Genomic DNA, 13,948 nt, shown 5'->3' on the forward strand with positions numbered 1-13,948 from the left:
CGCTCCCTCGGATGCGCTCCCTCGATTTCAGTAGTCCTTCAGCGTGATCGAGCTGACGATCCGGTCGAAGACCTCCTGCGGTATCGGAGCCCCTCCCGGAATGTTGTCGACGACCAGCCACTGGTTGCGCTTGACGTAGTCGTTGAACTCTTTGTGGTAGTTGGCGAAGCCGAGTTCGTAGTCGACCGTCCCGTCGTGCGAGGCCGCGGCGAGCTCGCCGGCCAGGATGTAGGCGCCCAGCAGGGCCACACTGGTCCCCTGGCCCGACAGCGGCGAGCAGCAGTACGCGGCGTCGCCGACCAGCGCGACCCGGCCCTTCGACCAGCGGTCCATCTTGATCTGCGACATCTCGTCGAAGTAGAAATCCGGTGCGCTGCGCATGTATTCCAGCAGCTGCGGACGCACCCACCCGTCGTCGGCCATCCGCCGTTCCAGCTCGGCGAACTGCGCCTGGGTGTCGCGGTAGTCGATCCGTAGGTCGGTGTCCATGAAACCGAGCATGGCCCGGGCCTCGGTGTTGTTGCGGGCGCTGTAGACCCCGGCCATGCTGGCGTCCCCGTAATGCCAGGTCTGCCAGTAGTCCAGGTCGAGGAAATTGGGCACGGTGAAGATCGCCGCATGCGTGCCCAGCCGCTCGATGAATTGCTCCTCGGGGCCGAACACCAACCGGCGCACGTTGGAGTGCAATCCGTCCGCGCCGATGACCAAGTCGAAGCTGCGCGCGGCAGCACGTTCGAAGGTCACGTGGACGGCCGTGCCGTCGTCGTCCAACCCGGTGATGGTGTCGTCGAAGATGTATTCCGCCGTCCATTGGCTTGCGCCGTACAGCAATTCGACCAGGTCGTCGCGCAGCAGCTCGATGTCGGGGCTGTCGATGGGCCCGCCCGTGGGCGTCGACTCGGTGTCGCGGGACAGTTCGTTGCCGTCGCGGTCGACGACAGAGGCGCCGCGGATTTGCGTCTTCCGCTTCTGGGCGGCGGCAAGCAGGCCCATGCGCTCCAGCACGCCCAGCGCCGGCCCGCGCACGTCGATCGCCTGACCGCCCGGCCGCGGCCCGGGGTGGCGCTCCACCACGGTGACCGAATAGCCGTGCCGGCCAAGCCAATAAGCCGTCGTTGCACCGGCCACGCTGGCGCCAGAAATCAGAACGTCGGTCACTTAATCCCTGCCAGCCTTTTCGCGTCGCGAAAAACATCGTCGAGCATTGCTGGTGTCAACCTACCGGTAAACATGTTTTGCTGGCTGGGGTGGTAGCAGCCGAGTAATCGCACGCCAGGCGCGAATTGCGCCACGACCCCGTGCCCGAACCGCGGCTTGCGCATCGCGGACGCGCCCGGCAGCCGCAACGCGATTTGCCAGGCGAACCCGCCCAAAGCCACGATCGTGCGCACATGCCCGGCGACCAGCCGCCATTCGGCCTCCAGCCAGGGCCAGCAGGTGTCGCGCTCCGCCGGTGTCGGCGCGTTGGCCGGGGGCGCACACCGCACCGGTGCGGTGATGCGAACCCCGTTGGCCCGCAACCCGTCCGCCGCGTCCACGCTGGTCGGCTGGTTCACCAGCCCGGCCCGATGCAGCGCGGCATAGAGCTGATCGCCGGACCGGTCACCGGTGAACATGCGGCCCGTCCGGTTGGCGCCGTGCGCGGCCGGCGCCAACCCGACGATCAGCAGCCAGGGCCGTTCCGACCCCCAGCCCGGCACGGGGCGGCCCCAGTACGGCTGGTCGGCGAAGGCCCGTCGTTTCAGGACTGCCACGTCCTCGCGCCACTCGACCAGCCGCGGGCAGGCCCGGCAGACACTGACCAGGGCGTCGAGTTCGGGGATCGACGCGGCGCGGGGCGCCAGCGCGGCGACCTGTGCGGCGTCGGCGGCCACCTCCGTCTCCGGGGTCGCCGGGTCGCCCGGCCACCCGGTGCCGGGGACCACGGGAGAATCGAACGGCTGGCCGGTACGAGGGTGGACGAGCACATGAACATCCTGCAGTCAACCGGTAGGCGATGGCCGAACGACCCCGAATAATCGGTGGTACCAACGCGGATCAGCCGTTAAGTTCTCACCGAATACCCATGAGCCATACGAGCCGCGGCCCGGCGTTTTTGATCCTGTTCGCCACACTGCTGGCGACGGCCGGCACCGGCATCTCGATAGTCGCGTTCCCGTGGCTGGCGTTGCAGCACCGCGACAGCGCCAAGGACGCGTCGATCGTGGCGGCCGCGATGACGCTGCCACTCGTGTTGTCCACCCTGGTGGCCGGGACTGCGGTGGATTTCTTCGGGCGCCGACGGATATCGCTCGTCTCCGATGCGCTGTCCGGCGCGGCGGTGAGCGTCATCCCCCTGACCGCATGGGCGCTCGGAGCAGGCGCGATCGACGTCGCCGAGCTTGCCGTGTTGGCCTTCTGCGCGGCCGCCTTCGACCCGGCCGGGGCGACGGCGCGCCAGTCGATGCTGCCGGAGGCGGCTGCCCGCGCGGGCTGGTCGCTGGACCGCACCAACAGCGTCTACGAGGCCATTCTCAACCTGGCCTACATCGTGGGGCCCGGCATCGGCGGTTTGATGATCGCCACGGTCGGCGGGGTCAACACGATGTGGGTCACGGCCGGCTGCTTCGGGTTGTCCTTCCTGGCGATCGGCGCGCTGCGCCTCGAGGGCGCCGGCAAGCCGCACCACGCGACCCGACCCGACGGGTTGATGTCCGGCATAGGCGAAGGGCTGCGGTTCGTCTGGAATCTGCGGGTGCTGCGGACGCTCGGCCTGATCGACCTGGCCGTGACCGCCCTCTACCTGCCGATGGAAAGCGTGCTGTTCCCCAAGTACTTCACCGACCGGCACCAGCCCGCCCAGCTGGGTTGGGCGCTGATGGCACTCGGGGTGGGCGGCGTCGCGGGCGCGCTGGGCTATGCGGTGCTGTCGAAACACACCCGCCGGCGGACGGCCGTGCTGACGGCGACCCTCACCTTCGGCGCCGCGACGGCCGGCATCGCCTTCCTGCCGCCGCTGCCGGTGATCCTCGTGCTGTGCGGGGTGACGGGGCTGGTCTACGGGCCGATCCAGCCGATCTATAACTACGTCATGCAGACCAGGGCGCCGCACCATCTGCGCGGCCGGGTGGTCGGGGTGATGACGGGGTTGATGTACGCCGCGGGCCCGTTGGGCTTGCTGGTGGCCGGACCCCTGGCCGACGCCGCCGGGCTCAAGGCCACCTTCCTGGCGTTGGCGGTGCCGATCCTGTTGATCGGGCTGGTCGCGTTGCGGCTGCCGTCGCTGCGGGAGGTGGACCGCGCGCCGGAGTTCGCCGGGGATTGCGGGCCCTAGGATCGAAGGCTGTGAGCAGTGATGTCCTGGTCGAGCTGATCGCCGGCCTGCCCGACGGGATGGTCGTCACCGACCCGGCCGTCACCGAGGGCTACCGCCAGGACCGCGCCTTCGACCCGTCGGCCGGCAAACCGTTGGCCGTGGTGCGGCCGCGGTGCACCGAAGACGTCCAGACCGTGCTGCGCTGGGCCACCGCCCACGGAGTGCCGGTGGTGACCCGCGGAGCCGGTAGCGGGCTGTCCGGCGGAGCGACGGCGCTGGACAACGGCATCGTCCTGTCGACGGAGAGGATGCGCGACATCGCCGTCGACCCGGTGACGCGCACCGCGGTGTGTCAGCCCGGCCTGTTCAACGCCGAGGTCAAGAAGGCCGTCGCCGAGTACGGGCTGTGGTATCCCCCGGACCCGTCGTCGTTCGAGATCTGCAGCATCGGCGGCAACATCGCCACCAACGCCGGCGGCCTGTGTTGCGTGAAATATGGCGTGACCACCGACTACGTGCTGGGCATGCAGGTGGTGTTGGCCGACGGTACCGCGGTCCGGCTCGGTGGTCCGCGTTTGAAGGATGTGGCCGGGCTGTCGCTGACCAAGCTTTTCGTCGGCAGCGAGGGCACGCTGGGGGTCGTCACGGAGGTCACGCTGCGCCTGGTGCCCAAGCAGAACGCGTCCAGCATCGTGGTGGCCTCGTTTGCGTCGGTGGAGGCGGCCGTCGACGCGGTGCTCGGGGTCACCGCCCGGCTGCGCCCGTCGATGCTGGAGTTCATGGATTCGGTGGCCATCAACGCCGTCGAGGACACCCTGCGCATGGACCTGGACCGAGGGGCGGCCGCCATGCTGGTGGCCGGCTCCGACGAAAGGGGACGCGCGGGCTCCGAGGACGCCGAGATCATGGCGGCCGTGTTCGCCGAAAACGGTGCGGCGGAAGTGTTTTCGACGGATGATCCCGACGAGGGCGAGGCCTTCGTAGCCGCCCGCCGGTTCTGCATCCCCGCGGTCGAGGCGAAGGGATCGCTCTTGCTCGAAGACGTCGGAGTCCCCCTCCCGGCCCTGGGCCGATTGGTCACCGGCATCGCGCGCATCGCCGCCGAGCGTGACCTGACGATCTCGGTGATCGCCCACGCCGGCGACGGCAACACCCACCCGTTGATCGTCTACGACCCCGCGGATGCCGCGATGACCGAGCGGGCCCACCTCGCCTTCGGCGAGATCATGGACCTGGCCGTCGGGCTCGGCGGCACGATCACCGGCGAGCACGGCGTGGGCCGGTTGAAGCGCCCGTGGCTGGCCGGATACCTCGGCCCCGACGTGATGGATCTCAACCGGCGCATCAAGCAGGCCCTGGACCCACAGGGCATCCTGAACCCGGGCGCGGGCATCTAGATCACCCGCGCGCACCCGCGTTGACATTCGTATCGAACTGTCGTACCAATGAGACATGGCTGCGGTTATGTCTCACAATGCGCCGGTCACGTTCGCGCTGGCGACCGCCGACACCTGGCCGGATCCCTGGCCGATGTACCGCGCGCTTCGCGACCACGATCCGGTGCACCACGTCGTCCCGACCAGACGGCCCGAACACGACTACTACGTGCTGTCCCGGCACGCCGACGTGTGGGCCGCCGCGCGCGACCACGAGACGTTCTCCTCCGCGCAGGGACTGACCGTCAACTACGGTGATCTGGAAATGATTGGACTGCAGGACAATCCACCGATGGTGATGCAGGATCCGCCGGTGCACACCGAGTTTCGGAAACTCGTGTCGCGCGGCTTCACGCCGCGACAGGTGGAGGCGGTGGAGCCCAAGGTGCGCGAATTCGTCGTCGAGCGCATCGAGAGGCTGCGCGCCGCCGGCGGTGGCGACATCGTCACCGAGCTGTTCAAACCGCTGCCGTCGATGGTGGTCGCGCACTACCTCGGCGTCCCCGAAGCGGACCGAGCGCAATTCGACCGGTGGACGGATGTGATCGTCGCCGCCAACACCGCCGAAGGCGGAGTGGCGGGCGCGCTGGAAACCGTTGGCGATGCGGTGGGGTCGATGATGGCCTACTTCACCGGCTTGATCGAGCGCCGCCGAACGGAGCCCGAGGACGACACCATCTCCCATTTGGTGGCCGCCGGCGTCGGCGCCGACGGCGATGTCGCCGGCACGCTCTCGGTGCTGGCGTTCACGTTCACCATGGTCACCGGTGGCAACGACACCACCACCGGAATGCTCGGTGGATCAATGCCTTTGCTGCATCAGCGTCCCGACCAGCGGCGGCTTCTAATCGACGATCCGGGGTTGATCCCCGATGCCGTCGAGGAGCTGCTCAGGCTGACCTCGCCGGTGCAGGGACTGGCGCGCACCACCACGCGCGACGTGACGATCGGTGACACCACCATCCCCGCTGGCCGAAAAGCGTTGCTGCTGTACGGATCGGCCAACCGAGACGAGCGCCAATACGGGCCGGACGCCGGCGAACTCGACGTCGCCCGCTGCCCTCGCAACATCCTGACCTTCAGCCATGGCGCCCACCATTGCCTCGGCGCGGCGGCGGCTCGCATGCAATCCCGTGTCGCCCTGGCCGAATTGCTGTCCCGCTGCCCCGATTTCGAGGTCGACGAGTCCGCGATCGTCTGGTCGGGCGGCAGCTACGTGCGCCGACCGCTGTCGGTACCGATCCGGGTGAAGTCCTGATGCCGACCGACTGGCTGGGCGCGCACCGCACCGAGGCGGCCGCGGACCGCATCCTCGACGCCGCCGAGCAGCTCTACACCGAGCGTGACCACGCTTCGATCGGCATGAACGAGATCGCCAGGGCCGCGGGCTGTTCGCGCGCGACGCTGTACCGGTACTTCGAGAACCGCGAGGCGTTGCGCACCGCCTACGTGCACCGCGAAACCCGCAGGCTCAGCCGCGCGATCAAGGAGGAGATCGGCGGCATCGACGATCCCGAGGAACGGTTGGTCGCGAGCATCACCGCCACGCTGCGGATGGTTCGCGGCAGCCGTGCGCTGGCGTCGTGGTTCGCCATCACCCGGCCGCCGATCGGCGCCGAGGTGGCCGGGCAATCCGAGGTGATCACCGCCCTGGCCGCAGCGTTCGTCGGCTCGCTCGGGCCCGAAGACCCGGCCGTCGTGGAGCGCCGGGCACGCTGGGTGGTCCGGGTCATCACCTCGCTGCTGCTGTTCCCGGGCCGAGACGACGCCGACGAGCGGGCGATGATCGAGGAGTTCGTCGTCCCAATCGTGACGCCCGTTTCGGCCCGCGGCTAGGCGGCTCAGGCCCGGACGCGGGTAAACCGATGCAGCAGCCAGGCCAACGGAATCGTCAGCACCATCGTCGCGAGAAACAGGTACAGCATCGAGCCGGTGTAGACGTGGGCACGAACGATGTAGACCATCGCGAATTCCATGGTGATCAAGTGGATGAGGAAGATTTCGTAGGAGATCTCCCCCAGCCACACCATCGGCCGGGTCGCCAGCAGCCGCCAATACCAGCCCTGGTCTCCCAGGGCCAGCGGCGCGACCGCGAGCGCGGCGATCACGGCGTAGAAGCAGGTTTTGAAAAGGGCCTCGCTCAGCGTCGCCGGCGACGTGGTGGGCGCGCCGGCGATGGGCGTCGAGACGATGAAGTAGCAGACGACGGCCAGCGGTATGGCCACGAACGCGTAGCCGCGCACGCCCATCGCCTGCAGCACGGCAAGCAGCATCCCGGCGAGGAACCAGGCCAGGTAGGTGGGCAGCCACAGCCGCGCGCCGTCGGGGAACCAGTGATCGGTGTGCACCAGGATCAGCCAGGCCGGGCTGACCAGGGTCAAGCCGGCCAGCGCACCCAGCAGGAGTTTCGGCTGCCAGCGCCGCCGGCAGACGAACACCAGCAGCAGGTAGGCCAGCAACGGGAGCAGCACGTAAAAGGACGCTTCCACCGCGAGGCTCCACATCTGGGTCAGGCCCTGATGCAGGTACTTTCCCAGGTAGCCGTTGCAGTAGATCTGCGTCAGCGTCAGGTTGCGCACCAGGCCGAGCCACGTGTGCCCGGGGTTGGGTCCCGCCTCGCGGAAGTGGTACAGCACGTAGGCGAACAGCACGGTGATGACGTAGGCCGGCATGATGCGCCGAACCCGGTTCCGCGCATAGCGACTCAGCGACGGTGGCGGCGCGCCGGTGGCGGCCGATTTCAGCCACGGCCGAAACAGCAGGAAGCCGGACAGCACGAAGAAGATCGGCACGCCGATCTCCAGCCGGGAGCCGACCAGGCCCCAATAACCGTGGGTGTACTTGCCGGTGGTGTAGGCCGCGTGCGTGCCGACGACGAGGAGGGCGGCGACGGCGCGGATTCCGGTGAGCGAGGCGACCCGGTCGACGTGGGCGGTCTGCTCGAGTCCGCCCTGGGCGTCTTGTTCTTCGGACAGGGTCATCCGGTGTGTTTCCTGCGCGGCTTTCCGCCGTCCCGGCTGCGGGGTTTGGTCGCCGACCGGTCCGGCTGAAGGTTGATCAGCACGCCCGAAATGCGGGTGTGCTCGAGTTTTTTCAGCGTCGACTTGGGCAGCTTGGCCGGCAACTCCACCAGCGAGAAGTCCGGGCCGATCGCGATGTGGCCGAAATCGCTGCGATGCAGGCCGCCCTCGTTGGCGATGGCGCCGACAATCGAGCCTGGGCCGATCTTGTGCCGCTTGCCCACCGCGATGCGGTAGGTGGTGAACGGTTTGGTCTGCCTTGGCTTTTCGGGACGCTCGCGATGTTCGGTGTGCCGCTCGCGCCGCTCGCGCGGCGGCTCGGGCGACATGAGGAACTCTTCGCCGTCGCGGGACTGCAGCGCCAGGGCCGCGGCGATGTCGGCCAACGGGACGTCGTGCTCACGTTCGTAGTCCTCGACCAGCTTGCGGAACAGGTCGATCCCCGGACGTCCCAGCGCGGTGGTGATGGAATCGGCGAACTTCGCCACCCGCTGGGCGTTGACGTCCTCGACGGTGGGCAACTCGGCCTCGGTGAGCGATTGCCGCGTCGCCTTTTCGATCGCCTTGAGCAGGTGGCGCTCCCGCGGGGAGACGAACAGCAGCGCGGTCCCCGAGCGCCCGGCCCGGCCGGTACGTCCGATGCGGTGCACGTAGGACTCGGTGTCGTGCGGGATGTCGTAGTTGAGGACGTGCGAGATCCGCTCCACGTCCAGCCCGCGCGCGGCCACGTCGGTGGCGACCAGGATGTCGATGCCGCCGTCCTTCAGTGCGGCGACGGTCCGCTCCCGCTGGCCCTGAGGGATGTCGCCGTTGATGGCGGCCGCGGAAAAGCCTCGGGCCCTGAGCTTTTCCGCGACTTCCTCGGTGGCCTGCTTGGTGCGCACAAAGACGATCATCGCCTCGAACGGCTCGACTTCCAGCACTCGGGTCAGCGCGTCCATCTTGCGCGGACCGGCGACCTGGATGTAGCGCTGTGAAATGTTCTCCGCGGTAGCGGTTTTGGCCTTGGTGGCGACCTCGAGCGGATCGTGCAGGTACTTGGTGGTGAGCTTGCGGATCGCTGCCGGCATCGTCGCCGAGAACAGGGCGACCTGCTTGTACTCGGGGGTGTCGGCCAGGATGCGTTCGACGTCCTCGGCGAAGCCCATGGTGAGCATCTCGTCGGCCTCGTCGAGCACCAGGTAGTCCACCCGCGACAGGTCCAGCGTCCCGCGTTCGAGATGGTCGATGACCCGGCCGGGGGTGCCCACGACCACCTGCGCGCCGCGTCGCAGGCCGGCCAGTTGCACGCTGTACGACGAGCCGCCGTAGATCGGCAGCACGTTGATCTTCGGCAGATGGGCCCCGTAGCGGCTGAACGCCTCGGCCACCTGCAGGGCCAGCTCCCGGGTGGGCGCCAGCACCAGCGCCTGGGTCGCAGTGCTGGTGACGTCGATCTTGGACAGGATTGGGATCGCGAACGCCGCCGTCTTGCCGGTGCCGGTCTGCGCCAGCCCGACGACGTCCGAGCCCGCCATCAGCGCCGGGATGGTCGCGGCCTGGATGCCCGTGGGCGACTCGTAGCCCACATCTGCGATCGCCCGCAGGACCGACGGGTGGATCTGCAGGTCGGCAAACGTGGGAGAGGCAGCCTCGGGCGAGCTGTCCGGAGTGGTCATCGCCCATGGAGTCTAGTGGTGATCGCGAGCTCGGCGGTGGGGGAACCGCCCGCTTGCGGGGGCGCGGGCGCTGCGGGTCCGTGATCATGAGCACAGCCGTGCCCGGCCATGCCTGTCACACCTGCGCGCGCGATGAAGGTACGGTGCCCGATGTGTGGTCGCTACTCCGCCGTACCGGGCCACTGACCGGCTCGGCCGCCGTTGCGTTGATCGCCATGACGTTGACCGGCTGTGGTTCGGGGGACTCCACGGTCGCGAAGACGCCGCAGGCCACGACGACCACCGAGACCCCGTCCATCACCGCCCCGGCTCAGCCCTCGGGCGCCGCCGCGCCGCCCGGCAGCAATGCCGTGCCGGCCGACCCGTGCGCGGTCAACCTCGCCTCGCCCACCATCGCGAAGGTCGTCTCCGAACTGCCGCGCGACCCGCGCAGCCAGCAAGGCTGGAACCCGGAGCCGCTGGCCGGCAACTACAACCAGTGCGCCCAGTTGTCGGCGGTGATCATCAAGGCCAACACCAACGCCGCCAACCCCACCACCCGGGCGGTGCTGTTCCACCTCGGGCAGTTCATCCCGCAAGGGGTCCCCGACACCTACGGGTTCAACGGCGTCGACGCTGCGCAGACCACCGGTGACACGGTGGCGCTGACCTACCCCAGCGGCATCAACGGGTTGAACACCGATGTGCGGTTCCACTGGAACGGCAACGGTGTGGAGCTGATCGGTAACGCCCCGGGCCGCTAGGCGGAACCGCCTTTCCGTCGGTCCCCTCCCCTACAGTTGCTGCTGTGTTCGTCACCGGCGACAGCATCGTGTACAGCGCGTCGGATCTGGCCGCCGCCGCCCGCTGCGAGTACGCGCTGCTGCGCGATTTCGACGCGAAGCTGGGCTGGGGACCCGCCGCCCCGGCCGAGGATGACCTGCTCGCGCGGACCGCGGCCCTCGGAAACGATCACGAGCGACGCGAACTGGACCGGCTGCGCGGCGAGTTCGGCAGCGGGGTCGCGGTCATCGGCCGCCCGGCCTACACGCTCGCCGGCTTTGCGGCGGCCACCGAAGCGACCCGGCGCGCCATCGCAGGCGGCGCCCCGGTGGTGTATCAGGCAGCCGTGTACGACGGCCGCTTCGTCGGCTTCGCCGATTTCCTGGTGCGCGACGGCGAGCAATACCGGGTCATCGACACCAAGCTGGCCCGTTCGGCCAACGTCACCGCCCTGTTGCAACTCGCCGCCTATGCCGATGCGCTGACCGCCTCGGGGGTCCCGGTGGCGCCCGAGGCCGAGCTGCACCTGGGCGACGGGACGGCCGCCCGCTACCGCGTCCGCGACCTCATCCCGGTCTACCGCGCCCAGCGCGCGCGACTGCAGCGGCTCCTCGATGGACACCGCGCCGGTGGCGCCCCGGTCCGCTGGGACGACGAGGGCGTGGGCGCCTGTTTCCGTTGCGCGTTGTGCACCGAGCAGCTGCGCGCCTCCGACGATCTGCTGTTGGTCGCCGGCATGCGAGTGGGCCAGCGCGACAAGCTGATCGACGCCGGAATCACCACGGTACCCGGGCTGGCCCGGCATGCCGGCCCCGTGCCGGACCTCGCGCCGGCCGCGGTCCGCAAGCTGACCGCCCAAGCCAGACTTCAAGTCCGCCAACGAGAAACGGGCACGCCGCTCTTCGAGATCGTCGACCCCCAACCCCTGACGCTGCTGCCCGAACCGGACCCCGGGGACCTGTTCTTCGACTTCGAGGGCGACCCGCTGTGGACCCTGGACGGCAAGGAGTGGGGTCTGGAATACCTGTTCGGGGTCCTGGAAGCCGGGCCCGCCGGCACGTTTCGCCCGCTGTGGGCGCACAACCGGGTGGACGAACGCAAGGCCCTCAGCGATTTTCTGACCATGGTGGCCAAGCGCCGCAAGCGCAGGCCGAACATGCACGTCTACCACTACGCGCCGTATGAGAAGACCGCGTTGCTGCGGCTCGCCGGGCGCTACGGAGTCGGCGAGGATCAGGTCGACGAACTGCTGCGCAGCGGGACGCTCGTCGACCTTTACCCCTTGGTGCGCAAGAGTGTTCGTGTGGGTGCGGAGTCGTTCAGCCTGAAGGCGCTCGAATCGCTTTACATGGGCGCGCAGCTGCGGGCCGGCGATGTCACCACCGCCACCGGTTCGATCACCTCCTACGCCCGGTACTGCGAACTGCGGGCCGACGGCCGCAACGACGAAGCCGCCTCCGTGCTCAAGGAGATCGAGGAGTACAACCACTACGACTGCCGCTCGACCCAGGAACTGCGGAACTGGTTGATGTTGCGCGCCTACGAATCCGGCGTCCTGCCGGTCGGCGCCCAGCCCGTGCGGGACGGCAACCGAGTCGAGGACCGTGACCAGCTGGCGGTGACCCTGTCGAGGTTCACCGGCGACGCCGCCGTCGGTCAACGCACGCCGAAGCAGACGGCGGTGGCGTTGCTGGCCGCGGCGCGCGGCTACCACCGGCGCGAGGACAAACCGTTCTGGTGGGCCCACTTCGACCGCCTCAACTTCCCCGTCGAGGAGTGGGCGGACGACACCGACGTCTTCATCGCCGAGCGGGCGTCGGTCAGCGTGGACTGGAACATCCCGCCCCGCGCACGCAAGCCGCAGCGACGGGTGCGACTGCGGGGCGGGCTGGCGCGGGGCGAGTTGATGACCGAGGTCTTCGCGCTCTACGACCCCCCGACCCCGCCCGGCCTGTCCGACGATCCCGACCGGCGAGCGGCCGGACGCGCCACCGTGATCGAGGCCGACGATCCGGCACTGCCCACCGAGGTGACCATCGTTGAACGAGTGGGCAACGACGGCAAGCCATTCCACCAGCTCCCGTTCGCCCTCACCCCCGGCCCGCCGATCCCGACGACCGCCCTGCGGGAGTCGATCGAGGCCACGGCCGCCGCCGTCGCGGCCGGCCTGCCGCAGTTACCCCGGAGCGCGGCCGTGGACATCCTGCTGCGCCGCGCACCCCGCACCCGAAGCGGCAACGCGCTGCCGCGCGGCGCCGACACGGTCTGCGACATCACCGACGCTTTGCTGGACCTGGACTCCTCCTACCTGGCGGTGCATGGGCCGCCGGGCACCGGCAAGACGCACACCGCCGCCCGCGTCGTCCATCGGCTGGCCACCGATCACGGCTGGCGCATCGGCGTGGTGGCGCAATCGCACGCCACGGTGGAGAACCTGCTGGACTGCGTCATCGACGCCGGGCTGGACCCGGCGCGGGTCGCGAAGAAACGCAACGACCACAGCGCCCCGCGCTGGCGGGAGGTCGACGGCAGCGGGTACGCCGCGTTCATTCAATCTTGGGGGGCCGATACCGCGGGCTGCGTGGTCGGCGGCACGGCATGGGATTTCGCCAACGCCAACCGGATAGCGCCAGGCAGCCTCGACCTCCTGGTGATCGACGAGGCGGGCCAGTTCTGCCTGGCAAACACCGTCGCGGTCGCGCCTGCGGCCGCCAACCTGGTGCTACTCGGCGACCCTCAGCAGCTGCCGCAGGTCAGCCAGGGAACCCATCCCGACCCGGTTGATACCTCGGCGCTCGACTGGCTGGTGGACGGTCAGCGCACCCTGCCCGACGAACGCGGCTACTTCCTGGACCGCTCGTACCGCATGCATCCCGCGGTCTGCGCCGCGGTGTCGGCGCTGTCCTACGAGGGCAGGCTGCATTCCCACGAGTGCACCGCCGCCCGACGGCTTGCCGGGTACCCACCCGGCGTTCAGACGCTCAGCGTCGCACACCACGGCAACTCGACGGAGAGCCCTCAGGAGGCCGACGCGATCGCCGCCGAGATCGATCGAATGCTCGGCGCGTCGTGGACCGACGAGCACGGCGCCCGGGCGCTGACCGCCGCCGATGTGCTGGTGCTGGCGCCCTACAACGCCCAGGTGGCACTGCTGCGCCGACGGCTGGCCGCGGCCGGGCTCGGCGGCATCCGGGTGGGGACGGTCGACAAGTTCCAGGGCGGGCAGGCGCCGGTCGTGTTCATGTCGATGACGGCGTCTTCCGCGGACCTGGTACCGCGCGGTATTTCGTTCCTGCTCAACAGGAATCGCCTCAACGTGGCCATCAGCCGGGCCCAATACGCGGCGGTCATCGTCCGCTCGGGGTCGCTGACCGAATACCTGCCCACCACCCCCGCGGGCCTGACCGACCTGGGCGCGTTTCTGGCGCTGACGGAACCGGCGTGACGCCCCCGGTTAGCTGCCGGACGAGTGTCGGCCGTAACCGGTGGGGTCGTCGTCGGGATCGCGGCGGTGACGCCGGCCTCGCGCCGCGCCGTTCCGCTGGTGTTGCGCCGGCGATGCGAGCCGATCACGCGGCGCGGTGATCGGACGGATGCGCGGGCCGGTGTCGACATGAGATCCGTTGTGCGCGAACCCGATCGGGCCACCGCGGGAAGTCGGTTCGTCCCGCGGCCCGGTCCTCACGTCGACGGGCGCCGGGCGCGGCGTACGCGGGTGAAAGCCGCGAGCCGCCAATCGATCGCGTAGCCCACCCGCGCCCGGCGCCCGTCGACTTC

Annotated in this window: 10 protein-coding genes; 6 read left to right on the plus strand and 4 right to left on the minus strand. The window is 69.4% G+C overall.

Features of this window, described 5'->3' with window-relative positions; all coding sequences use genetic code 11:
* Positions 1-27: 27 nt before the first annotated feature.
* Together A5692_RS13525 and A5692_RS13530 are read right to left on the minus strand one after the other, a co-directional pair.
* On the minus strand, positions 28-1,158 hold the full coding sequence (locus A5692_RS13525) for an FAD-binding protein (RefSeq protein ID WP_068056760.1): 1,131 nt from the start codon (positions 1,156-1,158) through the stop codon (positions 28-30).
* Positions 1,155-1,982 (minus strand): uracil-DNA glycosylase, encoded by an 828-nt coding sequence (locus A5692_RS13530; protein ID WP_068056762.1) that lies wholly within the window; start codon positions 1,980-1,982, stop codon positions 1,155-1,157. The genes A5692_RS13525 and A5692_RS13530 overlap by 4 nt, the downstream gene beginning before the upstream one ends.
* 83 nt (positions 1,983-2,065) lie before the next feature.
* On the opposite strand from A5692_RS13530, the gene A5692_RS13535 reads away from it, so the two are divergent.
* Genes A5692_RS13535 through A5692_RS13550 form a run of 4 tightly spaced genes read left to right on the plus strand, consistent with a single transcriptional unit; the run spans position 2,066 to position 6,567 of the window.
* Positions 2,066-3,313, plus strand: coding sequence for an MFS transporter (locus A5692_RS13535; RefSeq protein WP_068056764.1), 1,248 nt, complete (start codon positions 2,066-2,068; stop codon positions 3,311-3,313).
* A gap of 11 nt (positions 3,314-3,324) precedes the next feature.
* Positions 3,325-4,692 carry an FAD-binding oxidoreductase gene (locus tag A5692_RS13540; protein WP_068056767.1) on the plus strand — a complete coding sequence of 456 codons (1,368 nt, stop codon included), beginning with the start codon at positions 3,325-3,327 and terminating at the stop codon, positions 4,690-4,692.
* Positions 4,693-4,747: 55 nt separating this feature from the next.
* On the plus strand, positions 4,748-5,989 hold the full coding sequence (locus A5692_RS13545; protein WP_197514452.1) for a cytochrome P450: 1,242 nt from the start codon (positions 4,748-4,750) through the stop codon (positions 5,987-5,989).
* Positions 5,986-6,567, plus strand: a complete 582-nt coding sequence (locus A5692_RS13550; protein ID WP_197514453.1) for a TetR/AcrR family transcriptional regulator — start codon at positions 5,986-5,988, stop codon at positions 6,565-6,567. Before A5692_RS13545 ends, A5692_RS13550 begins: the two co-directional genes overlap by 4 nt.
* Before the next feature lie 5 nt (positions 6,568-6,572).
* Here A5692_RS13550 and A5692_RS13555 read toward each other — a convergent pair whose 3' ends face one another.
* Together A5692_RS13555 and A5692_RS13560 are read right to left on the minus strand one after the other, a co-directional pair.
* The gene (locus tag A5692_RS13555) at positions 6,573-7,712 is read right to left on the minus strand and encodes an acyltransferase (RefSeq protein ID WP_068056774.1); all 1,140 of its coding nucleotides are present in this window, start codon (positions 7,710-7,712) and stop codon (positions 6,573-6,575) included.
* Positions 7,709-9,409 (minus strand): DEAD/DEAH box helicase, encoded by a 1,701-nt coding sequence (locus tag A5692_RS13560; RefSeq protein ID WP_068056776.1) that lies wholly within the window; start codon positions 9,407-9,409, stop codon positions 7,709-7,711. Before A5692_RS13560 ends, A5692_RS13555 begins: the two co-directional genes overlap by 4 nt.
* Before the next feature lie 143 nt (positions 9,410-9,552).
* Here A5692_RS13560 and A5692_RS13565 point away from each other — a divergent pair, with 143 nt between their 5' ends.
* Positions 9,553-10,152 carry an LppP/LprE family lipoprotein gene (locus tag A5692_RS13565; protein ID WP_068056778.1) on the plus strand — a complete coding sequence of 200 codons (600 nt, stop codon included), beginning with the start codon at positions 9,553-9,555 and terminating at the stop codon, positions 10,150-10,152.
* A 44-nt stretch (positions 10,153-10,196) separates the two neighbouring features.
* Positions 10,197-13,616 carry a TM0106 family RecB-like putative nuclease gene (locus A5692_RS13570; protein WP_068056780.1) on the plus strand — a complete coding sequence of 1,140 codons (3,420 nt, stop codon included), beginning with the start codon at positions 10,197-10,199 and terminating at the stop codon, positions 13,614-13,616.
* Positions 13,617-13,948: the final 332 nt, after the last annotated feature.

The organism is Mycobacterium sp. E342 (assembly GCF_001667665.1).
In the GTDB taxonomy this organism is placed as follows: Bacteria; Actinomycetota; Actinomycetes; order Mycobacteriales; family Mycobacteriaceae; genus Mycobacterium.